This is a genomic window from Streptococcus australis (assembly GCF_003943615.1).
Classification (GTDB): Bacteria; Bacillota; Bacilli; order Lactobacillales; family Streptococcaceae; genus Streptococcus; species Streptococcus australis_C.
On record NZ_RJPZ01000001.1, the window covers coordinates 145,987 to 172,947 of the forward strand.

The 26,961-nt window shown below is 42.8% G+C and carries 27 protein-coding genes, 1 tRNA gene and 1 pseudogene; 4 read left to right on the forward strand and 25 right to left on the reverse strand.

Annotated features, from left to right (window positions below; all coding sequences use genetic code 11):
* Together D8785_RS00775 and rpiA are read right to left on the reverse strand one after the other, a co-directional pair.
* Positions 1 to 1,212, reverse strand: coding sequence for a phosphopentomutase (locus D8785_RS00775; RefSeq protein WP_125374145.1), 1,212 nt, complete (start codon positions 1,210 to 1,212; stop codon positions 1 to 3).
* 128 nt (positions 1,213 to 1,340) lie between these two features.
* Positions 1,341 to 2,018 carry a ribose-5-phosphate isomerase RpiA gene (gene rpiA / locus D8785_RS00780; RefSeq protein ID WP_040803071.1) on the reverse strand — a complete coding sequence of 226 codons (678 nt, stop codon included), beginning with the start codon at positions 2,016 to 2,018 and terminating at the stop codon, positions 1,341 to 1,343.
* Between the two features lie 162 nt (positions 2,019 to 2,180).
* Between rpiA and mnmE the strand changes: the two genes are divergently transcribed.
* The gene (gene mnmE, locus D8785_RS00785; RefSeq protein ID WP_125374146.1) at positions 2,181 to 3,554 is read left to right on the forward strand and encodes a tRNA uridine-5-carboxymethylaminomethyl(34) synthesis GTPase MnmE; all 1,374 of its coding nucleotides are present in this window, start codon (positions 2,181 to 2,183) and stop codon (positions 3,552 to 3,554) included.
* A 446-nt stretch (positions 3,555 to 4,000) separates the two neighbouring features.
* On the opposite strand, the gene D8785_RS00795 is transcribed toward mnmE, so the two are convergent.
* The 12 genes from D8785_RS00795 to D8785_RS00850 form a co-directional block, all read right to left on the reverse strand.
* Complete coding sequence (locus D8785_RS00795) at positions 4,001 to 4,813, reverse strand: PrsW family glutamic-type intramembrane protease (RefSeq protein WP_125374147.1); 813 nt, start codon at positions 4,811 to 4,813, stop codon at positions 4,001 to 4,003.
* Between the two features lie 253 nt (positions 4,814 to 5,066).
* Positions 5,067 to 5,354 (reverse strand): hypothetical protein, encoded by a 288-nt coding sequence (locus D8785_RS00800; protein ID WP_125374148.1) that lies wholly within the window; start codon positions 5,352 to 5,354, stop codon positions 5,067 to 5,069.
* 239 nt (positions 5,355 to 5,593) lie between these two features.
* Positions 5,594 to 6,250 (reverse strand): DUF443 domain-containing protein, encoded by a 657-nt coding sequence (locus D8785_RS00805; protein ID WP_125374149.1) that lies wholly within the window; start codon positions 6,248 to 6,250, stop codon positions 5,594 to 5,596.
* 34 nt (positions 6,251 to 6,284) lie between these two features.
* Entirely contained in the window at positions 6,285 to 6,941 is a 657-nt protein-coding gene (locus D8785_RS00810; protein WP_125374150.1) for a DUF443 domain-containing protein, read from the reverse strand.
* 138 nt (positions 6,942 to 7,079) lie between these two features.
* A complete protein-coding gene (locus D8785_RS00815; protein ID WP_125374151.1) occupies positions 7,080 to 7,541 on the reverse strand; it encodes a hypothetical protein in 462 nt (153 codons plus the stop codon).
* Positions 7,531 to 7,980 (reverse strand): hypothetical protein, encoded by a 450-nt coding sequence (locus D8785_RS00820; protein WP_125374152.1) that lies wholly within the window; start codon positions 7,978 to 7,980, stop codon positions 7,531 to 7,533. Before D8785_RS00820 ends, D8785_RS00815 begins: the two co-directional genes overlap by 11 nt.
* Complete coding sequence (locus D8785_RS00825; RefSeq protein ID WP_125374153.1) at positions 7,977 to 8,642, reverse strand: lantibiotic ABC transporter permease; 666 nt, start codon at positions 8,640 to 8,642, stop codon at positions 7,977 to 7,979. The genes D8785_RS00820 and D8785_RS00825 overlap by 4 nt, the downstream gene beginning before the upstream one ends.
* Before the next feature lie 327 nt (positions 8,643 to 8,969).
* Positions 8,970 to 9,041 (reverse strand) — tRNA-Arg (locus tag D8785_RS00830).
* A gap of 43 nt (positions 9,042 to 9,084) precedes the next feature.
* Positions 9,085 to 9,432, reverse strand: coding sequence for a 50S ribosomal protein L19 (gene rplS / locus D8785_RS00835; protein ID WP_003016418.1), 348 nt, complete (start codon positions 9,430 to 9,432; stop codon positions 9,085 to 9,087).
* 117 nt (positions 9,433 to 9,549) lie between these two features.
* Positions 9,550 to 10,761: a chloride channel protein gene (locus D8785_RS00840; protein WP_125374154.1), complete on the reverse strand. Its 1,212-nt coding sequence runs from the start codon at positions 10,759 to 10,761 to the stop codon at positions 9,550 to 9,552.
* Between the two features lies 1 nt (position 10,762).
* Positions 10,763 to 11,044, reverse strand: coding sequence for a chorismate mutase (locus D8785_RS00845; protein WP_125374155.1), 282 nt, complete (start codon positions 11,042 to 11,044; stop codon positions 10,763 to 10,765).
* Between the two features lie 131 nt (positions 11,045 to 11,175).
* Positions 11,176 to 11,619: a flavodoxin gene (locus D8785_RS00850; RefSeq protein ID WP_023026746.1), complete on the reverse strand. Its 444-nt coding sequence runs from the start codon at positions 11,617 to 11,619 to the stop codon at positions 11,176 to 11,178.
* A 177-nt stretch (positions 11,620 to 11,796) separates the two neighbouring features.
* Between D8785_RS00850 and D8785_RS00855 the strand changes: the two genes are divergently transcribed.
* The 3 genes from D8785_RS00855 (at position 11,797) to D8785_RS00865 (ending at position 14,374) form a co-directional block, all read left to right on the forward strand.
* On the forward strand, positions 11,797 to 12,735 hold the full coding sequence (locus tag D8785_RS00855; RefSeq protein ID WP_125374156.1) for a DHH family phosphoesterase: 939 nt from the start codon (positions 11,797 to 11,799) through the stop codon (positions 12,733 to 12,735).
* Between the two features lie 181 nt (positions 12,736 to 12,916).
* Complete coding sequence (locus D8785_RS00860; protein WP_125374157.1) at positions 12,917 to 13,909, forward strand: hypothetical protein; 993 nt, start codon at positions 12,917 to 12,919, stop codon at positions 13,907 to 13,909.
* 222 nt (positions 13,910 to 14,131) lie between these two features.
* Positions 14,132 to 14,374: a type B 50S ribosomal protein L31 gene (locus D8785_RS00865; RefSeq protein WP_023023047.1), complete on the forward strand. Its 243-nt coding sequence runs from the start codon at positions 14,132 to 14,134 to the stop codon at positions 14,372 to 14,374.
* Positions 14,375 to 14,475: 101 nt separating this feature from the next.
* On the opposite strand, the gene ldcB is transcribed toward D8785_RS00865, so the two are convergent.
* The 11 genes and pseudogenes from ldcB to uvrC all read right to left on the reverse strand — a co-directional run bounded on the left by ldcB (position 14,476) and on the right by uvrC (position 26,616).
* Positions 14,476 to 15,249 carry an LD-carboxypeptidase LdcB/DacB gene (ldcB, locus tag D8785_RS00870; protein WP_125374158.1) on the reverse strand — a complete coding sequence of 258 codons (774 nt, stop codon included), beginning with the start codon at positions 15,247 to 15,249 and terminating at the stop codon, positions 14,476 to 14,478.
* Positions 15,250 to 15,259: 10 nt separating this feature from the next.
* Positions 15,260 to 17,050 (reverse strand): TcaA second domain-containing protein, encoded by a 1,791-nt coding sequence (locus tag D8785_RS09810; RefSeq protein WP_260469851.1) that lies wholly within the window; start codon positions 17,048 to 17,050, stop codon positions 15,260 to 15,262.
* A gap of 80 nt (positions 17,051 to 17,130) precedes the next feature.
* A pseudogene (locus D8785_RS09920) lies at positions 17,131 to 18,429 on the reverse strand (DUF6574 domain-containing protein).
* Positions 18,430 to 18,527: 98 nt separating this feature from the next.
* A complete protein-coding gene (locus D8785_RS00885) occupies positions 18,528 to 18,809 on the reverse strand; it encodes a rhodanese-like domain-containing protein (RefSeq protein WP_125374159.1) in 282 nt (93 codons plus the stop codon).
* Between the two features lie 21 nt (positions 18,810 to 18,830).
* Complete coding sequence (locus tag D8785_RS00890; RefSeq protein WP_123159256.1) at positions 18,831 to 19,322, reverse strand: prolyl-tRNA synthetase associated domain-containing protein; 492 nt, start codon at positions 19,320 to 19,322, stop codon at positions 18,831 to 18,833.
* A 33-nt stretch (positions 19,323 to 19,355) separates the two neighbouring features.
* Positions 19,356 to 19,949 (reverse strand): uracil-DNA glycosylase family protein, encoded by a 594-nt coding sequence (locus D8785_RS00895; protein WP_023026736.1) that lies wholly within the window; start codon positions 19,947 to 19,949, stop codon positions 19,356 to 19,358.
* Between the two features lie 52 nt (positions 19,950 to 20,001).
* A complete protein-coding gene (pepV, locus tag D8785_RS00900; protein WP_125374160.1) occupies positions 20,002 to 21,408 on the reverse strand; it encodes a dipeptidase PepV in 1,407 nt (468 codons plus the stop codon).
* A 127-nt stretch (positions 21,409 to 21,535) separates the two neighbouring features.
* Complete coding sequence (locus D8785_RS00905; RefSeq protein ID WP_125374161.1) at positions 21,536 to 22,141, reverse strand: nitroreductase family protein; 606 nt, start codon at positions 22,139 to 22,141, stop codon at positions 21,536 to 21,538.
* Between the two features lie 125 nt (positions 22,142 to 22,266).
* Entirely contained in the window at positions 22,267 to 23,133 is an 867-nt protein-coding gene (locus D8785_RS09720) for an OSTA/TMEM184 family protein (RefSeq protein ID WP_185759605.1), read from the reverse strand.
* 788 nt (positions 23,134 to 23,921) lie between these two features.
* Positions 23,922 to 24,770 carry a metallophosphoesterase family protein gene (locus D8785_RS00915; RefSeq protein WP_125374163.1) on the reverse strand — a complete coding sequence of 283 codons (849 nt, stop codon included), beginning with the start codon at positions 24,768 to 24,770 and terminating at the stop codon, positions 23,922 to 23,924.
* Between the two features lie 10 nt (positions 24,771 to 24,780).
* Positions 24,781 to 26,616 (reverse strand): excinuclease ABC subunit UvrC, encoded by a 1,836-nt coding sequence (gene uvrC, locus D8785_RS00920; protein WP_125374164.1) that lies wholly within the window; start codon positions 26,614 to 26,616, stop codon positions 24,781 to 24,783.
* Positions 26,617 to 26,961 lie beyond the last annotated feature (345 nt).

A 26,961-nucleotide genomic window follows, 5' to 3' on the forward strand; every position in this document is an offset into this window, starting at 1 on the left:
TTAGACCAATTTATCTAAGAAGCTTTCTCCAATCATGGCTTTCTCAACACCGAAGTTGTCCGCAATTGTTGCTGAGATGTCGGCGAAGTGTCCGACTGGAAGCAAGCCATTACCTTTGAAAGATGGGCTGTAAGCCAAGAATGGGATGTATTCACGCGTATGGTCAGTACCAGCATAAGTTGGGTCGTTACCATGGTCGGCAGTGATCATCAAGAGATCGTCTTCTTTCATTGCAGCGATGATTTCTGGCAAGCGCTCATCAAACTCGTGCAAGCAATCACGGTAACCATGTGCATCACGACGGTGTCCGTAAAGGGCATCGAAGTCAACCAAGTTAGTAAATGAGAAACCATGTTTAAACTCTTCTGATTTCATCGCTTTGATCAAGTTGTCAATACCGTGACTGTTTGATTTGTTGTGGCCCATATCGTGGTTGATACCTGCTCCATTGAAGATATCGCTGATCTTACCAACTGAGTAAGTATCGATACCCGCTTCGTTCAATTTGTCCAAAACAGTTGGAGCAAATGGTGAAACTGCCAAGTCGCGACGGTTAGCCGTACGAGTGAAGTTTCCTGGCTCACCAACATAAGGACGCGCAATGATCCGACCAAGAAGGGCTGGACGTTCCAAAGTGATGGAACGAGCGTATTCACAGATACGGTAGAGTTCATCCAAAGGAATGATGTCTTCGTGAGCTGCGATTTGAAGAACAGGGTCAGCGGATGTATAGATAATCAACTCGCCTGTTTCCATTTGGCGTGGTCCGAAGTCATCGATAACAGCTGTACCAGAATAAGGTTTGTTAGCTTCGCGGATGACCTTGCGACCTGAGAATTCTTCGATTTTTGTCAAGATTTCTTCTGGGAATCCATTCCAGAAAGTATCAAATGGTTCTGTAATATTAAGACCCATGATTTCCCAGTGACCTGTCATGGTATCTTTTCCAAGAGAGACTTCTTCTAACTTCGTAGCGTAACCAGTTGGATTGCTCTCAGCCGGAACAGTCTTCAAGGCTTGTTCACGCGGAATATTTCCAAGACCAAGTTTTGCCATGTTTGGCACATTCAAACCAACTGCTTTTGAGATGTGTCCGAGTGTGTCAGATGCGCCGTCAGGTACACCAGCATTGACAAAGTTATTAGCATCTGGAGCTGCTCCGATCCCTACTGAATCCAAAACCACTAAATGCATACGATTAAATTTTGGCATATTGAATGTCTCCTTTATAATTTAAACTGAATACAGTATAACACAAATTTTTGAAAATGTAACGCTTTCATATAAAATTTTATAAATAAGTTTAATATCCCTAGAAAAAAAGGACAAAATGCCCTTTTTTAAAGTGATTTGCTAATGATTTTTGGACCTTCTGGTGTCCCTACGATCACTTTAGAAACCATTCCTAAAAAGAGACCATGGTCAACAACACCGACAGTCCGGTCCAACTCTTCTGCCAAGGCTTCAGCATCTGGGATCACTTTCAAATCCAAATCAATGATAAAGTTCCCTTGGTCGGTCACAAAGCGTTGGCCATCCTTTTCACGATAAGCTGGGGAATAGCCCTTCTTCTCAAAATGACGGAAAAGATTCTCTGCTCCGTATTGAACGACTTCTACAGGAAGTTTAAAAGCACCAAGTGTCTCCACTTGTTTTGACTCATCGACAATCCAGATGCAGTCTTTTGAGTTGGTTGCAACGATTTTCTCCATCAAGAGGGCACCGCCACCACCTTTGATCCCGTTCAAAGCTGGGTCTACTTCATCCGCACCATCTACGGTCAAGTCCACCACTTCTACATCGTCAATCGCTTTTAGTGGAATACCCAAACCTTCCGCCTGTTCATAGGTCACGCTTGAGGTCGTAACAGCAGTAATCTTCAAGCCTTCTTCCTTGATGCGACGGCCCAATTCAGCCACAAAATAATAAGCAGTTGACCCTGTACCGAGACCGACAATCATGCCGTCAGTGACAAACTCAGCCGCCTTAATGCCTACCTGTTCTTTTAGGTTTACCATCTTAGACCTCCATTTCTGTTCATATTTAGTATAGCATATTGGCGGACAGATTTCACTACTTAACTGAAAACCTTTTCAACTCCTTCTTCTAAAAGCAATATCTTGCCCCTCTTGCTAGTTTACGATAGAATAGAAGAGAATACACAGGAAAAGAGAAGATAGATGATTACTAGAGAATTTGACACCATTGCTGCTATCTCGACGCCTCTCGGTGAGGGAGCGATTGGGATTGTCCGCCTAAGCGGGACAGACAGCTTTAAAATCGCGCAAAAGATCTTTAAGGGAAAAGACTTAACCAGCGTGGCTAGCCATACGCTCAACTACGGTCACATTGTGGATCCAGCTAAAGATGAGATTCTGGATGAAGTCATGGTTGGCGCTATGCGCTCACCTAAGACTTTCACCCGTGAAGACATCATCGAGATCAACACCCACGGAGGGATTGCGGTGACTAACGAAATTTTGCAGTTGGTCATCCGTGAAGGAGCACGTCTTGCGGAGCCTGGTGAATTTACCAAGCGGGCCTTCCTGAATGGTCGTGTCGATTTGACCCAAGCTGAGGCAGTCATGGATATTATCCGCGCTAAAACCGACAAGGCTATGAACATCGCAGTCAAACAGTTGGACGGATCCCTATCTGATCTCATCAACAACACGCGCCAAGAGATCCTCAATACTCTGGCTCAAGTCGAAGTCAACATCGACTATCCTGAGTACGACGATGTCGAGGAAGCAACCACTGAGATCATTCGCGAAAAGACTACTGAATTTGAAGCCCTCTTGACCAACCTCCTCAAGACGGCTCGCCGTGGTAAGATTCTTCGCGAGGGGATTTCTACTGCTATCATCGGACGGCCAAACGTCGGTAAATCCAGCCTTCTGAACAACCTCCTGCGCGAGGAAAAAGCCATCGTGACCGATATCGAAGGGACGACCCGTGACGTCATCGAGGAATACGTCAATATCAACGGGGTTCCCCTCAAGCTGGTCGATACAGCCGGTATCCGGGAGACAGAGGATATCGTCGAACGCATTGGTGTGGAACGCTCTCGGAAAGCCCTCAAAGAAGCTGATCTGGTCCTCCTGGTTCTCAATGCTAGCGAGCCTCTGACTGATCAAGACCGGCAGCTCCTTGAGATCTCACAAGACAGCAACCGCATCATTCTCCTCAACAAGGTCGATCTCCCAGAGAAGATTGAAATCGACCAACTGCCAGAAGATTACATCAAGATTTCGGTTCTGAAAAATCAAAATATCGATCAAATCGAAGACCGTATTAATGCCCTCTTCTTTGAAAATGCTGGCTTAGTAGAGCAAGATGCTACTTACCTCTCCAATGCCCGCCACATCTCTCTTATTGAGAAAGCCGTTGAAAGCCTTCAAGCTGTCAACGAAGGCCTGGCCATGGGCATGCCAGTCGATCTTCTTCAAGTCGATTTGACCCGCACTTGGGAAATTCTTGGTGAAATCACAGGAGACGCTGCACCAGACGAGCTCATCACCCAACTCTTCAGCCAATTCTGTCTTGGTAAATAAATCTATTAAAAGATACTATACAATTAGAGACTTTCCTTAGGTGAGTACGGACGTCAGCGAACTTCGAAGAAGTTCCATGACTTAGTTTTGAATCTAACGTTTCAAAACTCCCGAGTGCTTGAAACAATAATGTTTCAAGCATTTTTCTCACGGCGGAAAGTCTCAAGTATTTCTTCAAAAATAAAATTTGTTTAACAACTACAGTTTCACTCATTAAAAAAACTGTAAATCAGTTTTATATAATAATAAATAATAATAAAAATGAGGCTAGGACAAAAGTCCTAGCCTCTAAATTGTCTTTGAATTGTCGAGCAAGACGCAGTGGTTGAGTGGGCTCTACTACGCTGATTTCATTAGCTTTTAAAGCCCTCCTCAACTGTGCGGAGGTGGGACGACGAAATCGAATTCTAACGAATGACCGATTTCTGTCCCACTCTCATTCTTTTTTATTTCCCTTGTTCTAATCGCTCGACGGTTTGATAAGCTTGGTAGATCAAGAAGAGTCCTACTGCTGTTAAGAAAGGAATAGCAAGAGGGAGTTCTGTCTCGATTTGGCCAAATGGTGAATTGCCAATAAAGTGAAGGCCAAAGCCAGCTACAAAATAGAACCAACCAGTCACCATCAATTCCTTGCGACCTTTTGTAGCTTGAAGGATCAAGTAGAGACCTAGCATGAAAAGGGCTGTGTAGACCCAGTGAGAGACGACCCCATTCATGATCCGCCCTAGGATACCAGATACTGCATAAGAGAAACCTTCTGGCATGTCTTGACGGATATAGGCAAAGTCCTCCACAATCTGGAAACCAAGACCAGATGCAATCGCTAAAAGGAAGATGGACTTGATCCGACGCACATTGAACAAATAGAGGACAAAGAAGATCGGAATCAACTTGAAGGGTTCCTCAAAGAGCGGGCCTGCGATGGCACTCTCATACTGGTTCCAAAAATCACTATTAGGCGCCACAGCTTGAATCATCTCATGGAAATAGGTGTTAGCAAAACTGGATAGCCAACCTGCGATAAGGCCACCGCCTAGAAGAGAAAAGAGGACTGGAATCCAGGACAACTTCCACTTCTTAGCGAAATGAAAGAGAGCCCAAACAGCAGGAATCGCATATACTAGAAGCAAGAGGACAGAGATACCAATGATCCCATACTGGGACCCAGTCATCCAACCAGCTGTGATAGACTGTGTCTCATAGGTCAGACCGATAGAGAGCAAGAATAAAAATAGAAACAAAATCGATTTGCGTTTCATAAAAAACCTTTCTTTAAAACAATTAAAAAGGCTGGAAATCCAGTCTTTTTGTCTGTATGGTTATTGTAACAATAAAAACTTAAAAAAACAATAAATGGATACGGAAATTGCGAATGCTGGTTGCTGCTGTTTATTGATGATATTTTTGGGGACTTGCGAAACAACACAGCTCTATAACCAGGAAACATTGATATTATCAACTCCACACATCCTACAGAGACAGATTTTCTTATGTTTTTAATATTTTTCAAAACTATATTTTAAACAATTTATTTAATCTTTCTAACTCTAATACACTCATATATACTTCTACTCCAGTAACTACCCCCTTACTATAAATAATTCCACAAGTAAACACAATCCTCTCCTGACTCAAAATATTTGACAATACTACAAAAGATTCCAAAACATAATCCTCTATAGTAATAAAACAATTATTTTCATCTTTGAAAAACTCTATAAATTCAATATCCTTACACCTATCACGAAAATGAAACTTAAGTGATTTTAAATAATAATCAAAAAACGCATCACTCTCCATAGAAAACTCCTTCTTTTTTAAAATATTCTGACATAATCATACAAAAATAAGTTTTGGGACCATTCGAAACAACACAGCTCTAAAACATCAACACACGGTTCAACTATAAGTGTTTCATTTCTAATTCTGCCCCTGCAGAAATATAAAATATGCTTAGAACGCCTAATCTAATATGCTTTTAGAAAATTTTGGTCAATTTTTGGTCAACTTTTTTGCTATCTTATTTTTTGACTGACATTTTACAACTCTTGAATTTCAGCCAAGGTCATTGTTTTATAGTAGTCTGGTATTTGTGGCATTCTTAATAGTACAAAGGCCCACCATGAAATCATACCATTTATGACCAATATAGCACTTTCATAACCACTATTAAGTCCCATAAAAAATGCTAAACAAATCGTATTAATACCAAGCGTAATGTACCACCAATCAAACATTCGTTTCCCTTTTGGTTCAAAAACAAGTCGACAACGTTTAATATTTGGCGGGATTCTTGATTCGAACTTTCGTACTGCAACTTTTTCATACCAGACAGCCATAAGATAAGACAAAAATACAGAGAAAGCAAACAGCACTAATTTCAGTAGAATTTGCTCACTAATTCCCCAACTAATAAATGCATCTTTCATCAATCTATGAGAAATAAACACAAGTGGTTGAACCATGATGACTAAAGCAGTAGACGCACTCAAGGGAGTTTTAGGTTTTATTTCAAAACTATCGTTTGATGGAGATAGCTCAACCATTTCAGCAGAAACTTCTTTAGGAAGTAAACCGAAAAAATAGGACTTACCTTTTATAGTAGTAGAATCTAAGATATATTTTTTATTTTTAAACTCAACGATTCTAAAAACTGCTATATTCGAATATTTAAATTTTAATTCCACATTTACCACCCAAATGCTCTCTGGATTTTTATCAGAGGCTCTATTATACCTTTTTCAATTCTTTATATTGTAGGTATTTCTGTTGATAAGCATATGTCAATGGAATAACGCCAGATTCTATCCAAATGAATAGATATGCCAACATACCATTTAACACTAGGACAGCAGCTTCTGTTCCATCATCTAGTCCCACATAAATAGCTAAAGCAATTACATGTGAAATAACAAAGAGATAGGCATGGAATTGTCTTTTTTTCTTATTATTCTGAAAGACTATTTTATATCTCTTCTTTTCTTGGGATAAACGACTTAAAATTTCCTTCCGAGACTTCATTAAAATACTTTGGTAAACAATATAAGCTATCAAAATAGATATGAGAAATAAAAATACCTTTAAATATGGAGAATGACTAATATTATAATATCTAAAAATTGACGTTACTACTCTATACAGAAGAAGACTAAAACCAATACCTACCATACGCATTCCTGAGGGTCCCATCTTAATTTTTTTATCAAAATTTTTATTCTGACTATCAAGTTCTATCAAATCAACTTCAAGATTTTCAGGGGAAAATCCCCAGTAATAACTCTTTGGTGTCGTGGAGTTGGAATCTAAAACATACTTTTTTCCTCCCATCTCTAACACATCAAAATAAGCAACATCTAATCCTCTAAAATTAATTTCCACATTTACCACCCAAACACTCTCTGAATTGATTTAATACCTGAATCAAAGGCTTTGCCAACATCTAATATACTTTTATGAAGATTATCTCTCATATCGTTTGCTATGGTTTGAATACCAAAATATTATTATCCGATGGAATTTGACTTACTACTTCAACACCCCTACTTTTATATCTGTATATACTTTCCCATCAGAGATTGTAGTAAAAAAGAAGGGAGGGGTCAACTCTTTATAATCTCGAAAATGAATATAGCCAGCTAAAAAGTCGATCCCTTCTCTTACTGACTCATCATCCGGTTCCAAAATTCTAGTTGAAACAGTATTTAAAACTTGAAACATACTGTGATACAAAAAGTCTTTCGGCAAAGCATCTTCAATATACTCTTCTTCTACTGGGATAAACAGTTCCATCAACACATCTTGATTTTCTTCTAACTTGGAATTAATCGTATAAAAGAAAGGTGCTCGAAGCGTATATCCTGCTTTTCTTACGTCGTCTAAAAAAGCATTATAAGTGTCTGGCATCTCTTCTGGAGAAACTGTGTAATACCTTGAGATAACATTTCGATATTGTATATCTTGGTATTCTCCTACGTTTTTAAATAGCATCTGAAATCTCCTTAATTGGGATATTAATTTCAACAAAGTGCTGTCCAAATATTGGCAATATCGCTAAAAAAACAGTATCTCCCAGCATTTCTAATCCCTCATCATGAATATATTGCTTCAGTTCCTCAATTTTCCTAAGGAGATGTTCATCAAATGGAGTTACATCAGAGACACACTGCTTAATTGTAAAATGTTCTAAATATTGAAATTCATCATTTCCTTCAATTGGAATGTTTGTCGGAATATAGACCTTAAACAAGGCTTCTCCTGGATTTCCAAAAGCACTCAAACATGTTTCTATCGTTGTCGGACCATTTTTATAAACTCCTGTTTCAAATAATAATTTTTCACAACCTTCAATCAAATCTAGAAAAGAATCCATGGGAACTTTTTTCTCTGTATAAGCAATATTACTGATATCTATTCTTATTAATTTCATTTTATTTGTCCTCTAAAAATAAAGTTATTGGTGCTTTTCTTTTTCCAACAGGTAAATACTCTTGCATATTCAAGCCAATAGAAGGGAAGGCATGCAATACCTAAGCAGACAATGCACGGGACCATATATATCACGGGTAACATGAATAAACGTCCTATAACTACAAAAATTGCTGCTAATGACGCTAGAATGGATGGAGGGATATGTAAAATTGTCTTTCTGAATTCTCCAGATGGTAAATTCTTAGCCTTAGGAACAATTAACAGCTGGTAAACAAAGGTTAGTAGTTGAAAAACAAGGCTCAATCCAATTAACTTCATGAAAATTGACCAGTAGTCATCTCCTAAAAAAATAGAACTTCCAAAAAGTAATTCTACATGAGAAATGAGCACGGAACTAGTTGGCACCAATTGCAATAATGTTGACTTGGAAAATTTTTGAAATAGCAAGAATATGAATAACAAAGCCAATAGATGAAAAATGGTAATGTAAAACACAAGCATACTCACATCATGTTTCTCACCTTCTATAAAAAAAGAGCCTATAAATATCAGTAAAGAAAATATTACTTCAATTGCAACTGACCTGAAAAAGTCGGAATTCTTTATGGGACTAGTATCAACAACTGCCATATTCAAAAATTCATAATATCTTTCTTTCATCTTATCCTCCTACGATTCCTGCCCACCAATTTTTCAACCCTTATGAAAATCCAGTGTGTTTATCTACCGAATTTAAGTACTATTTGACACATCACAGCTTATGGGTACATCTTCATGATTTCATATTGAGACTATTCTATGATTTGATTTGTAATAGACTCTTAGTTATCATGTTCTTGCGTAACTAATTCATTCAATTCAAGATCCTATACATCATTAAAAATACAAAATCTACTGTCTATTATACCACACCATAGATATCCTATGAAATAATCCCAAATATAGGACAAGAAAAAAACACTGAAAATTCAGTGTTTTTTCTATCTCTGTCCCCTGCCGGAATCGAACCAGCAACTACTCCTTAGGAGGGAGTTGTTATATCCATTGAACTAAGGGGACCTATAAAAAAAGAAGCGAGATCACTCCCGCCTCCTTATTCGTCTTAACGACGGATTTCTTTAATACGAGCTGCTTTACCTTGCAATGCACGAAGGTAGTACAATTTCGCACGACGTACTTTACCGTAACGTACAACTTCAATCTTTTCTACACGTGGAGTGTGTACTGGGAATGTACGTTCAACACCGACACCGTTAGAGATTTTACGAACAGTGTACATTTCAGTGTGTCCTTGACCTTTACGAGCGATAACAACGCCTTCAAAGATCTGGATACGTTCACGAGTTCCTTCGACAACTTTCGCGTGTACACGAACAGTGTCACCAGGACGGAATGCAGGGATATCAGTACGAAGTTGACCTTCAGTCAAGCTTTGAATTAATGGATTCATTTTATTCTCCTATCTTCGTCAATCTTGAGGGCTACTCCCTCAGCGGATAAACTGTATTTTTGTGCTTCCATTACGCACAAAATTTATAATACCAAAAGAATGTCCTTTTGTAAAGGATTATTGCAACTTTTTCGCAACTTTTTGTCCACCATAGATAGACAGGGCTGGAAAGAGGCGAGTTGCGACCAGACAGACCAAGAGAAAGGCTGGCCAATGTTGGAAACCAAAGACCTCACACCCAATCAAGATAGGTCCAATCGTCGTCGAGGTTGCTCCGGCAAAGACTGCTGCATAGCCTAAGGCGGCTACCAGATAAACCGGAAGTCCAAAGAAAGGAGCTAGCCAGACACCCAGACTGGCCCCGATAGAAAAGAGCGGGGTAACTTCTCCTCCTTTATAGCCTGCCGCAATGGTCGTCACCGTGAAGAGGAGCTTGAGGAGCCAGTCTGCCCCAGTGATCAAACTCTTCCCATCAGCTCCTTCAAAACTTTGGGAAATCAGATTGGTCCCCAGTCCCGTGTAGCGACCTGCTCCAATCAGATACAAGAGAATACTCAGGCCGAGGCCAACCACTCCAATCCGCACATAGGGATTGGCAAAGGTCCTGGTAAAGCTTTGTTTAAAGGTGCCTAGGAGATAGGCAAAGAGCTTGCCAATCAGACCAAAGATGACCCCCAAGAGAAGCAACTGCAAGAAGACTTGTGGGGATAGGGAGAGTTTGGCAGAAATGACTTGAGTAAACTTTTCTAGTCCCAAGGTGTGAGAAGTCCAACTAGCAACAAAGGCTGCAATGGCCGCAGGATAAAGAGACCGCCACTCCAGTCTCCCAACCACTAGGACCTCCATGGCAAAGAAGATAGCAGCTAGAGGCGTCTGAAAGAGTCCCCCGAAGCCGGCAGCCATCCCAGTGACCAAATAAATCCGTGAAGCGTGAGGGCCAAGCCAGTCTCTTCGAAGAGCATGGGCCACCGTTCCCCCAAGCTGGACCGCCACTCCTTCTCGACCAGCAGATCCACCAAAGAGATGGGTCAACCAGGTAGAAAGGATGGTCAAGGGAATCAAGCGTTTGGGAATGGCTTTCTCCCTTCCCTCTCCTACTTCAAAGAGGAGCTCCATCCCTTTTTGACTCTTACCTCCATAGGTGCGATTGAGATAGGTGATCAAGATACCGGCTAGAGGCAGAAAGGGTAAGAGATAGAGAAGGTAATCCGTACGAACTTCTCCAATCCCAATCAAGACACGCCCAAAGAGGGTATCTATCACCCCAACAACTGCTCCAATAATAAGAGCATCTAGCGTATAAACTAAAGTTCTTTTAATCATCGTCATCTCAAGCACCTTCGTCCCCATCTAATTGATCGGCCTGGTAGCCTCTGGAGCGCTTCATTAAGTCCCGATAAGTCGCAAGGATGGTCTCTTCATAGCGCTTGTCCTGCACCAAGCCAGCGACATTGGCTAAGACCTCATCTTCTCTAGCCCGATCCAAGATAGGATTTTGATGAGTTTCTTTGTACCGAATGATATCTTCTACACAGTGCATCCGGCGTTCCAATAAATGGACCAATTCTTTATCAATACTATCAATCTCTTGGCGAATATTCTCTAATTCCATACTGGTCTCCTCACTTTTTGCTACCCATTTTATCAAAAATCGTGCTATCTTACTAGCCCTATCCAGCTATTGAACATTTTCAACCACAAAAAAAGTGCCTGCAACATGCAAACACCTTTCTTAGCTATGGTTTAGCCTACTTTTGCTACGACTTCTTCTGCAAAAGCTTCTAATTTTTCAATATCTTCATCTTCAGCTGACAAGTCTACCTTGACGCACTCAGAACCTTTAACCGCACCAGTTGCTGCAAAGACACGATCAAAGTCATCGACTGCCTTACAGAACTCGTCGTAGAAGGTATCACCCGATCCAACAACACCGTAGATCTTACCATTCAAGTCAAGACCAGCTAAGTCTTCATAAAAATCTACGATTTCGTCAGGAAGCTCACCATCACCGTAGGTATAGGTCGCTACGACTGCAATATCAGCTTCAAGAAAGTCCTCTGCGTCTACTGTTGTACATTCGTCGACTTCTACTTCGACACCAAGATCACGAAACTTATCTGCTACGATATCAGCAATCTCTTCTGTATTTCCTGTCATACTTGCAAAAACAATCTTTGCTAATGTCATAATTCCCTCCAAATAATAATCTTATGACATTATACCACTTTCGTGCGCATTTTGCATAGGGAAGCACTGGGAGCCTGGCATTGTTCGGAAATTCTTCACCAGAGGGCTAGATGATCTTTTTCTTTTCCAAACGCCCGCCTTATGCTAAAATTAAATGAGAACTAAATGAGGTACTATATGCAGATTACACAGGACATTATAGAGAAAATCAACCAATACGATACCATTATCCTTCACCGTCATATGAATCCCGATCCGGATGCGATCGGAAGCCAGGTCGGTCTGAAAGAAATCATCCAGACCAACTTCCCAGAAAAAAGAGTCCTAGCTACTGGCTTTAACGAGCCGACTCTTGCTTGGATGGCTAACATGGATACTGTCACAGATGAGGACTATGCCGGTGCCCTGGTCATTGTCTGCGATACAGCCAACACCCCTCGCATCGATGACAAACGCCACACAAGCGGCGATTTTCTGATCAAGATTGACCACCATCCAAACGATGATGCCTATGGTGATCTCCTCTGGGTAGACACAGACTCGAGCTCTACGAGTGAACTCATTACCCTCTTGGCTCTTGAACAAAAGCTTGAGATTAGTCCAGAAGCAGCCCGTCTCCTCTATGCAGGTATTGTCGGAGATACTGGACGCTTCCTCTACCCTTCGACGACGAGCCGGACTTTCGAGATGGTTGCCCACCTTCGTAGCTTTGACTTTGACTTTGCAGGACTTTCTCGTCAGATGGATAGCATGAGCTCTAAGATTGCCAAGCTTCAAGGCTATGTCTATGACAATCTCGAAATCGATGAAAATGGAGCTAGTCGCGTGACCCTTACCCAAGAGCTACTCAGACACTACCAAATCACAGATGCCGAGACTGCTGCGATTGTCTCAGCACCTGGTCGGATCGAAGACGTTAGTGTTTGGGCCATCTTTGTCGAGCAAGCCGATGGCCACTACCGCGTCCGTATGCGAAGTAAGGCTCTGGTGATCAACGAGATTGCCAAACGCCACGATGGTGGAGGCCACCCACTCGCAAGTGGAGCCAACTCTTATTCCTTAGAAGAGAACGAGCAAATCTATCGGGAACTACAGGAAGTTGCCAAGACAAAATAGATGTTCATGAAGAATCAAATACACAGGTCAGTCGTTTCTAGTGGAGACGATTGGCCTTTTTTATTTTAAACAAAAACGAATGAATGTTAATAAAATTTAGAAAAATGTGAACGATTTCTTAAATTTCCATTCCAGTTTGAGCTTATTTATGCTATAATAATCACAAAAAAGGAGACGTTTTATGCATAAACATCGTATTTTTATCATTGTCGCAGCAGCTCTTACTGCCATTTCTACCTTTTTGCCGTGGAGTACACTTAATGGTGGATCCTTCGGAAGTTATTCTTTCAGTGGAATTCGAGGTGAATTTGGATGGGTCATCGTTGTCCTAGCTATTGGTGCCATCGTTCTAGCTTGCCTTCCAAACATTGCTCCACCAATGAACAAGAATTTTTCCATTGGTGTCATTGCTATCGGTATTCTTGAAAGCTTAATTACGATCATCACTATGTTTAGAGTTTTGGGTGCTTCATCTGAATTCGGTGATGGCTTTTCTATTGGTTTTGGTTTGATTATTGCAGTCATTGCAAGTATTGCTCTTGTTGTCACAGGACTTCTTGCGATGTCTGGTGGTAAAATCACTAAAGGGACATTCCAAGAACTTGCATCAACAAGTAGAGGATTCGCACAGTCTGTTGCATCATCTGTCCAATCACCACAACAACCAGGTCAACCTGGTCAACAACAATGGCAACAACCACAACAAGGGTTTGGTCAGCCTGCCCCAGGACAAGGATTCCAACAAGCGCCTCAACAAAGATTTGGTCAACCTGCTCCAGGACAAGGGTTCCAACAAGCACCTCAACAAGGGTTTGGTCAACCTGGTCAACAACAATGGCAACAACCGCAACAAGGGTTTGGTCAGCCTGCCCCAGGACAAGGGTTCCAACAAGCACCTCAACAAGGATTTGGTCAGCCTGCTCCAGGACAAGGGTTCCAACAAGCACCTCAACAAGGATTTGGTCAGCCTGCTCCAGGACAAGGGTTCCAACAAGCACCTCAACAAGGGTTTGGTCAACCTGATCAACAACAATGGCAACAAGGGTTTGGTCAACCTGCCCCAGGACAAGGGTTCCAACAAGCGCCTCAACAGCCTCAACAAGCTTGGCAACCTCAAGAGCAACAGCAACCTCAACAACCAGAACAGCCAACTACTGAACCTGGTCAAGAATAAAAAGATTTCTATTGATCTTACATGTCCAACATTTCTTTACTGGGACTGTTAGGCAGAGTGGGAAAAGCTTGTCTGATAGGATGAGCTTCTCCCACTTTTTTCTTAATAAAAATGCGAAAAATTTGGTAAAAATCCTTGCCAAACTCTTTTGTTTTTGATAAACTAACTTAGTAACAATCTATGGCTCGGAAAGAGACCATGGCAGAAAGGAATTATTGCAAAATGAAAAAAGATATCCATCCAGAATATCGCCCTGTTGTCTTCATGGACACTACTACTGGTTATAAGTTCCTTAGTGGTTCAACTAAGTACTCTAACGAGACTGTTGAATTCGAAGGTGAAACTTACCCATTGATCCGTGTTGAAATTTCATCAGACTCACACCCATTCTACACTGGACGTCAAAAGTTCACTCAAGCAGATGGACGTGTGGATCGTTTCAACAAAAAATACGGTCTCAAATAAGAAACCCATCAAAACCACTTCCACTTGGCAGTGGTTTTTTCTTGTCCTGTCCAGCACAAAAATACCGCTCCTTCAGATTTCCTGAAAGAGCGGTTTTCTTGTTATTCGTAGTCGCCACCAGTAAAGTTGAAGTATTCTTCTAAGCTTTTTCCTGAGGCTGCGACATCTTTTGCATCTTCTCCGATATAGCGAAGGTGCCAGCTTTCAGGCATGTAGCCTGTGATCGCTTCTTTCCCTTCTTGATAGCGGACGATAAAGCCATACTTGGCAGCGTTCTTAAGCAACCATTTGCTTGCGCCTGATTCTTGAACGAGATTGCCACTGGTATCGATGAGGTCAAATGCTAGACCTGTCTGGTGCTCACTATAGCCAGGACGAGCTGAGTAGCGATCTGCCGCTGCTGCCCCATCTTGATTGACATAGCTTTGGTAGAGATCAACCTGGGTCTCATAACTGCGGAAACCACTGTACTGATCACTGATAGCATAGCCTTCTGCCTGCATAGCCGCAATCAACTCATGCAAGGCCGCAACAGCTGTCGGATCCTCACCTGGATTGTAGTCTGCAGCTAAGGGGTAGTGCTTGTTGGCGATGACGATATCTCCAGATTTTCCTTGGACACTATAATAAGAACCATTGAAGGAAACACCTTGGTCCACGGTGACTTCGCCTGCCTTCTTCCTTGACTTATCGCTATCGTTAGACGATGTTGCTTCAGAAGCACTGGTTTCTTTTCCGGCTGATGACTGTGCGACTTGCTTACTGGAAGCAGGCTCTTTTTGCGTTGAGCTCTTTGATTCCTTCTGTTGGCCACAAGCGCCTAGGCTCAAAAGAACAAGGCCAGCAAGCGTCCATTTTGTCATGCTTAATTTCATCATAATCCTCCTAATTACCAGCTGTGACCGCAATAGCCGTAATCACGTAAGTATCCCCTACTGGTTTTAGGGTATAGGTCTTGTCCTTGCTACTCTGGCTATCTTTTCGGCTGGTCACATAATGTACAGTATATTCTTCGTGGGTTTTCACGATCACCATTCCGTTCTCTTCGGTAACGCTAAGAACGTTGAAAACACCTGGTGTATAGTAGTCGATTTCAGCCTTCTTGACTCCACCACCTGTTGTCCACTCCACCATTTCCTTGTAGGCGTCACTTGACGTGTCATAGTACTTAGAGTAGGTGTTGGATCTACTTGAGACAGAGGAGAAGACTTCTGTCCGGTAGTCTTGGAGGAAGGAGGTTACAGAGGTTTTCTTCTCTTCAGCCTTCTTGGCTTCTTCTTCCTTGGCTTTACGAGCTGTTTCTGCATCTTTCAATCGTTTGGTCACATCCTTAGAAAGCTTCAAAGTGATGACTTCATCGTCATCAGGAGTTTCACCGATTGTGACTTTAGCCTTATCAGTTGTATAGCTCTCACCATTAACATTAAAGACTGCATGAACTTCAATTTCTTGATGGGCTACTACATCGACTTCAAATAAGGTACTTGTGCCGACTTCCTTGCCATTCACTGCTACCTTGATATCAGTTGGATTGCTTACTTCCTCTGGGAATTCAATTTCAAGAAGACGTTTTTCAGAATTGAAGGTCAAGTTCAGCTTGTTCTTAGAAGCCTGAACTGGATCTAACTTGACCTCACTGGAGATTTTTCCAACTTCGGTCTTACCATCTAGTTGCATGTCTCGTGGCGCAAAGTGAACCTTTCCAAGTTTGGTTGTTTGGTTCTTTTTGAGCACTGTCGACTCTTTTTCGCTGGTCTTAAGCTTGGCATCATCCAGATTGGTAATCGCTGTGACTTCAAGTGGATAGGTCGCGATGCGGTATTCTTGAAAGATACCGAATTTCTTATCCGCCTTCTCAATTCCAATCAGTAGATTCTGATTTTTGTCCTTGACGATCCCTGTTTTTGAAGACTGAGCGATATGATCTAATTCGTAGATGACATCGATCTTCTGAGCAGTCATATAGTCTAGCAAGCCTTGAGCTTCTTCCTTGGTCCACTTATCCTTGTCAGTAGAAAGAATGCTCGCCACTTCTCGGTAATCCTTTTGTTCAATGGCTGTGACCAATTTATCCACTGTCACCTGTGGGCCTGTAGTTGATGAGAAGTAATAGCCTAGACCAGACAAGGCCAAGACCAACAAAGCCAACATACTGAAGAAGAAGACTTTCTTTTTCTTGCCTTTTTTCTCTTTTTTGACTTTCTTTTCTTTCTTTTTCTTGCCTTTCTTGACAGCTTCTTCTTGCTCTGGAGCCTCTGCTGGCGCTAGAGCTTCAACTGGCTGGGACAAGTTTTCTGGGGTCTCTGATGGATTCTCCACTGGTGCGAAGACCTGCGTTGTCTGATTGGTCTCTTCCAAGTTAATCGTCGGAGCAGGTGCTTCTACGATTTCAAAGTTCTGACTTCGAGCAGATTCAATCTCTTCTGGAAGCGGGCAACGTCCATAGAGGGCGATGAAGCGCTCTTCCCAAGCAAGTTGAAGAGGATTTACAACCGCTTCTACTGGCCCCTGTCCTCCTAAAGCTGACGCTTCTGAAGCCACTTGGTCGATCGCTACTCCAGCAATCGATTTGATTGCCTTAAAATCAAAGCCGGAATCTCTTCCGGCAATGAATTCTTCAGGAGTAGGTTTGCGACCGATTACTTTTTCAAATAATTCTACCCATTTTTTGTTCATCGGTATGTTCTCCTAAAACCTAAAATATTTTCATCCGATATGTATATGAACAAGATTTTTATGACAAGGTTCCTATCTAATTAGAAGAAGGAAGCGATATAGACGGATACTTGTTCTAAAATACGTCTGTCAATGATGCCAACAATTGTGAAGATGACTAGAATGACTGCTGAAGAAGCAAGGAGCAACAAGAATTTGTCAGCCTTGAATTTTGTTCTGTTCAAACCTTGGTAAACAGTATAGAGCAAGCCCAAGAAATAGAGAACGAAGATTAACGATCGAAGGAAGATAAATCCTTCAAAATACTTGACTAGAGAAAAAATCAAGACAAGGAGGGATGCTGGCAAGGCGTAGATAGACAAGCGAGCAAACTCATCGAATGAACGTTTGTATGTGTATTCTTTATCTTGCAAGACAAGGTTACGAACCAAGAAACCAGTTAATTGAGTAGCATAAATTGTAAAGAAAGTTACAATGACAATCAATAGGTAAGCTGTAAATCCAACTTCAGCGTAAGGGAAGGCACTCGCCACGAAGAAAAGTGAGAGGCTAAGGATAAATGCAGTCAAGACATAATGAAGGATACCATTCAATACTCTTGGTTGATTTTCTACTGTTGGACGAACCAAAGCAGAAACGAACCATGACAAGAATCCTTTCATTGCTTGGCCAAAGGCATTTGGTTGGGCAGGTTGTGCATAATAAGCTTGACCTGGTTGAGGTTGTCCTGGATAAGGTGCTTGCTGGAAGCCTTGACCTGGAGCTTGACCCGGAGCCGGTTGACCAAATCCTGGTTGCGGCTGTTGTTGAGGTGCTTGCTGGAAGCTATTTGGTTGAGCACCAAATGCTGGTCCTTCTGGCGCAGCAGTGTATTGTGGCGCTTCTTGTACTGGTGCTTCTGGAGCAGTAGCGAACTGTGGTGCTTCTTGTACTGGTGCTTCTGGAGTAGCAGCAAATTGTGGCGCTTCTTGGACTGGCGCTTCTGGCGCAGCAGCAAATTGAGGTGCTTCTTATACTGGTACCTCTGGCGCAGCAGCAAATTGTGGCGTTTCTTGTGCTGGCGCTTCTGGAGCAGCTGTGAATTGTGGCGCTTCTTGTACTGGTGCTTCTGGAGCAGCAGCAAATTGTGGCGCTTCTTGAACTGGTGCTTCTGGAGCAGTAGCAAATTGTGAAGCCGCTTCTTCTGGTGCTACTGGAGCAGCGACGAATCCAGCGCTTGCTTGGTCTGGAGCTACTGGAGCACCTACAAATTGTGAAGCTTCTTGAGCTGCCTGTTCTTCTTGGAACTCACCTGCAGCCAATGCTTGTGCGATCTCTGCTTCAGTTGCTGAACGACCGTTCACAGCTTCAAAGTAATCAAGCCAATCCTGTTTGATCATAAAATAATCTCCTTATAAAATAAAATACAGATATATTATATAAAAATTTTAGCTATAATTCAATATTCTACAGGAATCAACTGTCTAGAGCATCCCATCTATTCAAATGCATCCATGCCCCCTTGGACGTTGGTCACATCATAGCCCTCTTCTTCCAAAAATTGGCAGGCACGGGCTGAGCGCCGGCCAGACTTGCAGATGACATAATAGGCTTGCTCCTTATCTAGTTCTGAATACCGTTCTGCCAACACGGATAAGGGAAGCAAGGTTACCCCCTCCAGATGAAGGGCATCGTATTCCTCCTGCTCACGGACATCGACGACTTGGATCTCTCCAGCTTGGTACTTTGCTAAAAAGTCATTAAATGGAATTTCTTTCATGATTTCTCCTTTTTGATGCCACTATGGCAAAGTTAGTATTTCGTATTTAAAATCAATGGACTCTAAAAAACGGAATAGGTCTTGGGTTTTTATAAAGATTGTCTTTTCATTGGTGTTAGGATGGAAGGTCATGATCTCCTCTGACACAATGTCCTGATCAAAATAGACGAGAATATCCTTTTCTGCATTGTTTAACAAGCCAAATGGGGATACCGTCCCAGCTGGTAATTGCATTTTTTCTGCTAGAGATTCAGCTGAAGCCATACGTATCCGATTGGCTCCTACTTGCTCTTTGAAGTCATCCATGTCTAAGAGTTTCTGGTCATCCATGATGAGCAGATAGTACTGGGTTTTCTTTTTGTTGGTCAAAAACATGGACTTTGTCCGGACCCCTTCGAGACCTTCAATATAAGAATCGGCCTGCTCAGTCGTGAATGCTGGTGGGTGTTCCACCACATCAAATTCAATCCCGAGTTCGTCTAATTTGTCTTTGACTTTTTGATATGGATCCATGGAAATACCTCCTTTTACAATTATCACTAACTATTATTTTGTATGTTCGGCTATAATCTGCTGGACTCGAGACCGGAGAGCCGGCACCACTTCTGCCTCAAACCAAGGATTCTTGGCCATCCAGATCTGATTGCGAGGCGAAGGGTGGACCAGAGGGAAATAGTCGGGCAGGTAGTCCTTGTACCGTCTCACCCGCTCTGTCACCTTGCCACTGACCTTCTCATGAAGATAGTAGGCTTGGGCGTACTGGCCAATCAAGAGGGTCAACTCAATATCTGGACACTCTTTGAGGAGTTGAGGATGCCACTTTTCCGCAAAGCCCTTGCGAGGTGGCAGATCTCCTGACTTCCCATGACCTGGGAAATAAAAGTCCATAGGAATGACCGCAAATATACCCGAATGGTAGAAGGTCTCTTCATCGACTCCTAACCATTCCCTTAAGCGGTCCCCACTCTTGTCCTTCCAGTAGAGGCCTGCTTCCTGTGTCTTAAGGCCAGGTGCCTGTCCGATAATATTGATTCGAGCTGTCTTTGGTGCCGCAAACAAGGGCTCAATCCCCTTATCCGTATAGTCTTTGTTTTGTGGATCAGCCATGATGGCTTTTTTGATCTGCTCTAGTTGCTTCATTTCTCCTCCTCTAAGCAAAAACTCAGCCAGCAAGTGCCGACTGAGTAGCGTCTTATTTGATGAGTTCGTAGATAGCTTCTGCGTAAATTGCAGCTGCACGGTAGAGATCTTCTACATCCGTAAATTCATTGGCTTGGTGCATAGTGTTCACATAGTCTGGGAACATGGCACCGAAGGCAACCCCACGTTTTAATAGACGACCAAAGGTTCCACCACCGATTACTTGCTCATGACCTTTCAGTCCAGTTTGTTTTTCATAGACACGCAACAGCGTTGAGACCAATTCATCTTCCATTGGAACATAGTGAGGGGTGTGGCCGTGGGCTGACAAGCTAACGGATGCCACTCCTTCTACTTTTTCAAGTCCAGCTTTGATGGTTTCTGGATCTGTCCCTTTAGGGTAACGAATGTTCAAGGCGATGGTGTTATCTGAGCTGTTTTCGTCAAAGTTGAAGACACCCGCATTCATGCTGAGAGCCCCCATCTTTTCATCTGTATAGGCAATGCCAAGCTTCTCACCAGCAAAGTCTTCATGAAGAAGAGAAGCTGACACTTGCAAGTAAGCTTTGGCATCTCCACCGAAGTCAAACTGGTTCAAGAAGAGAGCCAAGTAAGTTGCTCCATTGATCCCAGCTTCTGGAGTAGAGCCGTGGGCAGATTTCCCGATAATAGTGAGCTTAAATTTACCGTCATCCTCTGTTGCCACTTCATAACGAAGTTGATGTTCATTGGCAAAGGTCTCCAAGAGACTAGATAGATCTGGTAATTGACCAGAAACGACTGCTGTCGCTGACTCAGGTACCATGTTTTCACGAAGGCCGCCGGTGAAGCTATGAAGATACGCTTGACCTGTGTTTTGACCACCAAAATGAAGATACTCGGTAATGTTTCCTTTTTCCCCGTTGATGATTGGGAATTCCGCATCTGGAGAGAAGCCAAAGTCTGGATCAGGAAGACCGACATGTTTAAAATAGTAGTCCATATCGCCCCAGCCAGATTCTTCATCTGTACCGACCACGAAGCGCACGCGCTTAGAAACTGGCAATCCCAGATCCTTGATGATCTTCAAACCATAGTAACAAGCTACTGTAGGTCCCTTATCATCTGATGAACCACGCGCATAAAGCTTGCCATCGATAATCTCAGGTTTATAAGGGTCTGTATTCCAGCCACTACCTGCAGGTACCACGTCCATGTGAGCAAAGATCCCGAGCTCTTCTTCCCCTTGTCCAAAGGTGAAATGACCAGCATAGTTGTCTACGTTGGTTGTTTCGTAGCCATCACGCTCAGCAATTTCCAAGAATTTCTCAAGGGCTTTAACTGGTCCAGGACCATAAGGGTGAGTCGCATCCGCCTTGCTGTCATCCCGTTCTGAGTTGATTTCCAAGAGGCTGAAAAGGTCAGCCATCAATTCTTCGCGACGTTTTTCTACTTCTGCTTTAAAGTCAATTGTTGTCATGCATTCCTCCGTTAGTTCGATTTAAATTGAATCTCCTAGAATCCCATCAGCGACTGTCAACCAAAGGATTCTAGAAAACCGGACTTGTATCGTACGAGACGAGACCATCCGGTTCTTCCTGTTTCTATTAGCGTTTTTCAATGATTTCGTCTACTGGCAAGCGGTAGCTAGGTTCCACCTTCTCCGCTGCGTAACCAACCGTGATCAAGAGTTCAGGACGGAAACGCTCTTCGATTTCCAAGACTTCATTGACTTTTGATTTGTCAAAGCCCAGGATGATGTTAGAGCCGATCCCTTGGTCAGTCAAGGCCAATACCAAGTTCATCGCGACCAATCCAGCATTTAATGCCAAGTAATCGCTGATCTGTTGTTCATTGTAGCGAGCAAATTCTGCAGGAAGGTTTTGCATGAAGTATTGCAACTGCTCATCTGTGAAGTTCTTGACCCCACCGACACGCGCAATCTTCCGAGCCCGACGTTCCAAATCAGTATCCGTGAAGAGAGCGATGGTCACAGGTGCTTCCATGATTTGATCATAGTTCCCACCATAAGCTACTTTTGCCAATTCCGCATTTTTCTGGCGAACGACCACGAATTTCCATGGTTGGCTATTGTGCGCACTTGGAGCCAAGGTCGCAATTTCAATAGCTGTCCGCACATCCTTTGGATCGACCGGCTGGTCTGTGAAATGCTTGATCGCATGACGTTTTTTGTTGAGTTCTAGGAATTTCATAGTCAACTTCCTTTTCTAATTCTATTACCTCTATTTTAACACAAAATGAAAGAGCTTGCAGAGTTTTTTCATTGAGGAGCCTACTTCCTTTTCAACAAGCCCCTTAGCCCTTCTACGGGATCCGATCATTCTGATGCAGGACCTTCTTTTTCAAAGATGGGACCACTAGAATCTTGGAATTTGTTGATGATGTCGTCGTAGTGAGAATTTCTTTCTTCCTCATAGAGTTTGTTGATTTCTTGATAGTTCAACGGATTTTCAACCTTTGGTTCCGGCTTGCGACTGAAGAAATCAATAGTCCCCAGAAGAACCAAGATTAGAATCACTAAAGAGGTCCAGCCAGTTTCCTTCTTAGGTAGCCGAACTCCCTTGGTCGAAAGAGATTTCCAACTAGGGTTTTGAGGCAAGAGCTCATAGACTCTCTTTTGAGTCGGGAAGAGGATCAACAATGCATACAAGGTCAGAAAGAGAAATGAAAAACTATGGACAGAAATCCAACTATACCTAATTTTCATCTTAAAGGCCTTATAACCAGCTTCCCCCATATACACTTCTAGGGCGAAGACGGCAATCATCAACAGACAGAAAATCAGGAACTGGACTTTCCAGAGTTTTCTTAATCCTAAATACTCTTTTTTGAGTGCCTCTTCTTTCTCCTTAGCTTGGTCTACTTCTACTGGAGCTGGGGTGCTTGATTCTACTTCACTATTACATTCATTTGACTCCACTGTCGTTTCAACTGCTTTTAACTGTCTAGCAAAATAGGCCTCTGCTTCCCTGATGACTTTCCTAAGATTTTCTTCTGTCAGCTTATAAGGGAAGCCATTGATCACCCAATTGTCTTTCTTGTCGGGTTTATCTGGCTTCATAACCTGAAGATCAAAGTGTCGTCCAATCAAGCTTATTGAAAATATGGCTCCATAAAAATCAGATGCAACAGCAAAATCAACTCCATAAAAAGTCTTAGACTTGACCAGTTTGTTGGGTTCCATAAAAGAAACATCCTTTGTAAACGTCAATCGGATTATCTCTTGTACTTGAGAAATATTCTCTTCAACTGTAGCAGGATCAAGGGGGAGTGTTAAAGTAGAAAACGTATCGGTGGAAGCATTCTTTTCTAGTTTCCCTTTTAGACTATCTTTAAACCATTCCAAGAAAGAAGTCATATTGGAAACAGTTAGATCAATAGGCTGAGGAAATGGGAAGTCTTGTCTTTCTATTCCAGACATTGCTGGGTCTAACTCTCCAAGGACAAACTGCTGACCCGCTATCTCAAGGCTAAAAAAAGCCGGATAATGAGGCAACAGACAAGTAAAGACAACCCTAAAGGGCTCATTTTTTTCGAAGGGTCTTCTCCAGAAGTCTATTTTTGCTATTCCCTCAAAGGTAGATTCTATCATTCTTTTAAGGAGAAAACGCTTTTTTAAGAGATTATCAGGAGTCAGTGCTTCAGAAAACATAAGGCCAGGTTGATCCAAATAAGTTTTGATCTTTCCAAAGCTATCCCTAAAAAGATCTCGATCATATAAAAAATCCATCGAAAATCTTTCAGGCCCCCAGAGGAGTGATACATCGTTACCTTCAACCATCATATTCACTGTTATCTTATACTCTTCAAGATAAATCTCAAGAATAAAAGTCGGACCATATGCACTCCTGGCCGTCGTTTCTATGTCTACAATTTCGAAATTCTCACCAAAAACATGTTGGAGTGCTTCTCGGATATCATTTACAACAAGCTCTCTATGTTGATCAACAGTTAATCCCATTTCTCTGTTTCTTACCCCTTATGCGTTTTTATAGACTGAAGGAAAGCATTAGCCTCCTTTAGATAGTCGTGTTGTTCAATCAAGGAAGTTAGGAGCTCGATGTTATGACCCCGATAGTTATCCTCGCGTCTCAATTCTTCGTACATCTCAATAAAGGGAAGGCCCTTGTCCTTGGCATTTTGGAGCTCTGCTTCATAGTCATAGGCCACCTTACGGAATTGCAGGTTGGTCACTCCATCTTCTTCGACATCGATCAGCGCATACTGGGCCCTATGGTTTTGTAGGGGCATCCAGTCAAAATAGGGCATGCCAATGGTTCCTGGATTAAGAATCTGCTGGCCCTGACTGCCATAGCGAAGCAACTGCTTGTGGACATGACCGTAGATGGCCACATCGGTCTGGTCATCCAGCAGTTGGTCAAAGTTTTCGGTCGTATTTGCTGGACGCAAGTCTCCACCATAATTCTTTTCTGGCAAGTTGTGACTTAGTGAAAAGCGAATACCATTGACCTCCTTCTTCTCTACCAATGGAAGGGAACGAAGCCAATCGATCCGCTTAGGATCTAGTCCCTCCATGACATACTGAGTGAGACGAAGAAGCTGGATCTCCTGCGGATCCTCAAGACCGTACTCGCTATCCAAGGCCTCTAGGACACAATCATCCCAATTTCCACGAACAGCTGCTGTAATGGGAATCGCATCCAGCAAGTCAAAAAGGTCCTCTCTTCCTGGCCCCGGTAGCAAAATGTCCCCTAAAAGCCAGTATTCCGTTGCACCTAGAGCACGCGCATCCGCAATCACTGCCTCCAGGGCTGTCGTATCTCCGTGGATATCAGATAAAATAGCAATTCGATTGTTCATTTTAAACTCCTTATGATTGGTATGGTTCAGAATCCTCCGCCACTTCCCTCAACGGACTTGCTTCTTCCTGCTTTCCTTGATGGAGCTTGGCTAGCACTGCCTCCGCGACTGCTCGCGGAATGCCGACTGTAACGATCTCATCCACACTAGCTTCTTTGATCTTGGTCAGTGACTTGAAGTGCTTCATCAGCAGCTGCTTGCGTTTTGGTCCCAAGCCTTCGATACCGTCCAACTGGGAGGAGAAGGAATTCTTGGAACGGAGCTGGCGGTGGAAGGTGATGGCAAAACGGTGAACTTCATCTTGGATCCGTTGCAGGAGGAAAAATTCCTGCGAAGTCCGAGAGAGTTCGATGACTTGGAGAGGATCACCAAAGAGCAATTCATGGGTTTGGTGCTTGTCATTCTTCTGAAGTCCTGCAATAGGAATGTCCAGTCCTAACTCCTCTTGGATGACTTGCTTAGCGATATTGACCTGGCCCTGACCCCCATCGATGACGATCAGATCTGGTGGCGTCAGACCATCTCGCATGACCCGGCTGTAGCGTCTGCGAATGACCTCCCGCATGCTGGCATAGTCATCTGGCCCGACGACAGTCTTGATCTTGTACTTGCGGTAGTCCTTTTTACTTGGCTTCCCATTGACAAAGACCACCATGGCTGAGACCGGACTGGTCCCCATGATGTTGGAATTATCAAAAGACTCAATCCGCACAGGAGTTGGAATTTGCAGGAGTTTTCCAAGGTTTTCAATAGCACCTTGGGTCTTCTCAATAGATTTTTCAAGGAGATTGAACTTCTGCTCCAGACTGACACGCGCATTCTTGATAGCCAGATTGACCAACTGCTTCTTCTCCCCCCGCTGGGGCTTGAGGACCTTGGTATCCACAAGGGCCTTGACCGCTTCCTCATCGATGTCCTGAGGTATCAGGATTTCATTGGGGATCAGGTGAGATTTCTCCTGGTAAAACTGCCCTACATAGGTCAAGAAATCTTCGTCTGGATCATTGTAGTAAGGAAAGAGGTTGACGTCCCGCTCGATCAGCTTACCCTGACGGACAAAGAAGACCTGCACACACATCCAGCCCTTGTCCACGTAGTAGCCAAAAACATCCCGGTTCTGCAAATCCTTGGCCATGACCCGCTGTTTGGTCCGCAGGGTGCCGATGGCCTGGATCAGATCCCGATACTCAGCCGCCCTCTCGAATTCCATGTTTTGCGCAGCGGTAGTCATCTTGACCTTGAGCTCATCGATAATCTTGTCATCCTGCCCCTTGAGGAAATCAGAAACCTCCTGAGCCATGCCCTTGAAATAGGCCTCATCCTTATGGCAGACCGTGTGGGCCATACACTGGCCTAGATGATAGTAAAAGCAAACCTTGGAAGGCGGATTGGTACACTTACGGAATGGGAAAATTCGATCCAAAAGTCGCTTGATCTCATTAGCCGCTCCTACATCCGGATAGGGACCAAAATAGAGGCCACCATCCTTTTTGACCTGGCGCGTGATGATGAGACGCGGATAGCGCTCATTGGTAATCTTGATGAAGGGATAGGACTTGTCGTCCTTGAGCATGATATTGTACTTGGGCTTGTTCTCTTTGATCAGGTTAATCTCGAGAAGCAAGGCCTCAATATTGGACTCGGTAACGATAAACTCAAAATCCACAATCTCAGATACCAGCGCTTCCGTCTTGGTATCATGGCTCCCTCTGAAATAGGACCGCACCCGATTGCGAAGATTCTTAGCCTTCCCCACATAGATGATGGTACCGTTCTTATCTTTGTGAATGTAACAGCCCGGACTCGTCGGCAAGAGCTCGAGCTTGGATTTAATCAAGTTGTTCATACTCTCTATTATAGCAAAAAAGAGAGGTCTAGCACTTGGCCAACCTCTCTATAATCTATTAAATTGATTGATTATTTAACAAAAATAAAATCTGAAAAATGACCGATCCAAATTGCAATTGTATTCTTCATTTTCCTTATAAAACCTTATTATGTTACGTTCACTTTAATATTGTCAAAATAAAGTAGAGGTGGATAACTAGCTCTACCTCTTACTAAAAAAACTCAAAGCTATATTGAAACAATAGGCAATGATTATCGAGTAAAATATAAGCTTTAAAAAAAGAGGACATGTTAATTTATTGCTAAAATAAGCTATTGATGTCAAGATTAGAAGAGAGAAACA

Bases quoted from the DNA above. Each gene is read 5' to 3' on its own strand.
- D8785_RS00775 (WP_125374145.1), bottom strand. From the start codon at position 1,212: ATGCCAAAATTTAATCGTATGCATTTAGTGGTTTTGGATTCAGTAGGG.
- rpiA (WP_040803071.1), bottom strand. From the start codon at position 2,018: ATGGTAAACCTAAAAGAACAGGTAGGCATTAAGGCGGCTGAGTTTGTC.
- mnmE (WP_125374146.1), top strand. From the start codon at position 2,181: ATGATTACTAGAGAATTTGACACCATTGCTGCTATCTCGACGCCTCTC.
- D8785_RS00795 (WP_125374147.1), bottom strand. From the start codon at position 4,813: ATGAAACGCAAATCGATTTTGTTTCTATTTTTATTCTTGCTCTCTATC.
- D8785_RS00800 (WP_125374148.1), bottom strand. From the start codon at position 5,354: ATGGAGAGTGATGCGTTTTTTGATTATTATTTAAAATCACTTAAGTTT.
- D8785_RS00815 (WP_125374151.1), bottom strand. From the start codon at position 7,541: ATGCTATTTAAAAACGTAGGAGAATACCAAGATATACAATATCGAAAT.
- D8785_RS00820 (WP_125374152.1), bottom strand. From the start codon at position 7,980: ATGAAATTAATAAGAATAGATATCAGTAATATTGCTTATACAGAGAAA.
- D8785_RS00825 (WP_125374153.1), bottom strand. From the start codon at position 8,642: ATGAAAGAAAGATATTATGAATTTTTGAATATGGCAGTTGTTGATACT.
- rplS (WP_003016418.1), bottom strand. From the start codon at position 9,432: ATGAATCCATTAATTCAAAGCTTGACTGAAGGTCAACTTCGTACTGAT.
- D8785_RS00840 (WP_125374154.1), bottom strand. From the start codon at position 10,761: ATGACGATGATTAAAAGAACTTTAGTTTATACGCTAGATGCTCTTATT.
- D8785_RS00845 (WP_125374155.1), bottom strand. From the start codon at position 11,044: ATGGAATTAGAGAATATTCGCCAAGAGATTGATAGTATTGATAAAGAA.
- D8785_RS00850 (WP_023026746.1), bottom strand. From the start codon at position 11,619: ATGACATTAGCAAAGATTGTTTTTGCAAGTATGACAGGAAATACAGAA.
- D8785_RS00855 (WP_125374156.1), top strand. From the start codon at position 11,797: ATGCAGATTACACAGGACATTATAGAGAAAATCAACCAATACGATACC.
- D8785_RS00860 (WP_125374157.1), top strand. From the start codon at position 12,917: ATGCATAAACATCGTATTTTTATCATTGTCGCAGCAGCTCTTACTGCC.
- D8785_RS00865 (WP_023023047.1), top strand. From the start codon at position 14,132: ATGAAAAAAGATATCCATCCAGAATATCGCCCTGTTGTCTTCATGGAC.
- ldcB (WP_125374158.1), bottom strand. From the start codon at position 15,249: ATGAAATTAAGCATGACAAAATGGACGCTTGCTGGCCTTGTTCTTTTG.
- D8785_RS09810 (WP_260469851.1), bottom strand. From the start codon at position 17,050: ATGAACAAAAAATGGGTAGAATTATTTGAAAAAGTAATCGGTCGCAAA.
- D8785_RS00885 (WP_125374159.1), bottom strand. From the start codon at position 18,809: ATGAAAGAAATTCCATTTAATGACTTTTTAGCAAAGTACCAAGCTGGA.
- D8785_RS00890 (WP_123159256.1), bottom strand. From the start codon at position 19,322: ATGGATCCATATCAAAAAGTCAAAGACAAATTAGACGAACTCGGGATT.
- D8785_RS00895 (WP_023026736.1), bottom strand. From the start codon at position 19,949: ATGAAGCAACTAGAGCAGATCAAAAAAGCCATCATGGCTGATCCACAA.
- pepV (WP_125374160.1), bottom strand. From the start codon at position 21,408: ATGACAACAATTGACTTTAAAGCAGAAGTAGAAAAACGTCGCGAAGAA.
- D8785_RS00905 (WP_125374161.1), bottom strand. From the start codon at position 22,141: ATGAAATTCCTAGAACTCAACAAAAAACGTCATGCGATCAAGCATTTC.
- D8785_RS09720 (WP_185759605.1), bottom strand. From the start codon at position 23,133: ATGGAACCCAACAAACTGGTCAAGTCTAAGACTTTTTATGGAGTTGAT.
- D8785_RS00915 (WP_125374163.1), bottom strand. From the start codon at position 24,770: ATGAACAATCGAATTGCTATTTTATCTGATATCCACGGAGATACGACA.
- uvrC (WP_125374164.1), bottom strand. From the start codon at position 26,616: ATGAACAACTTGATTAAATCCAAGCTCGAGCTCTTGCCGACGAGTCCG.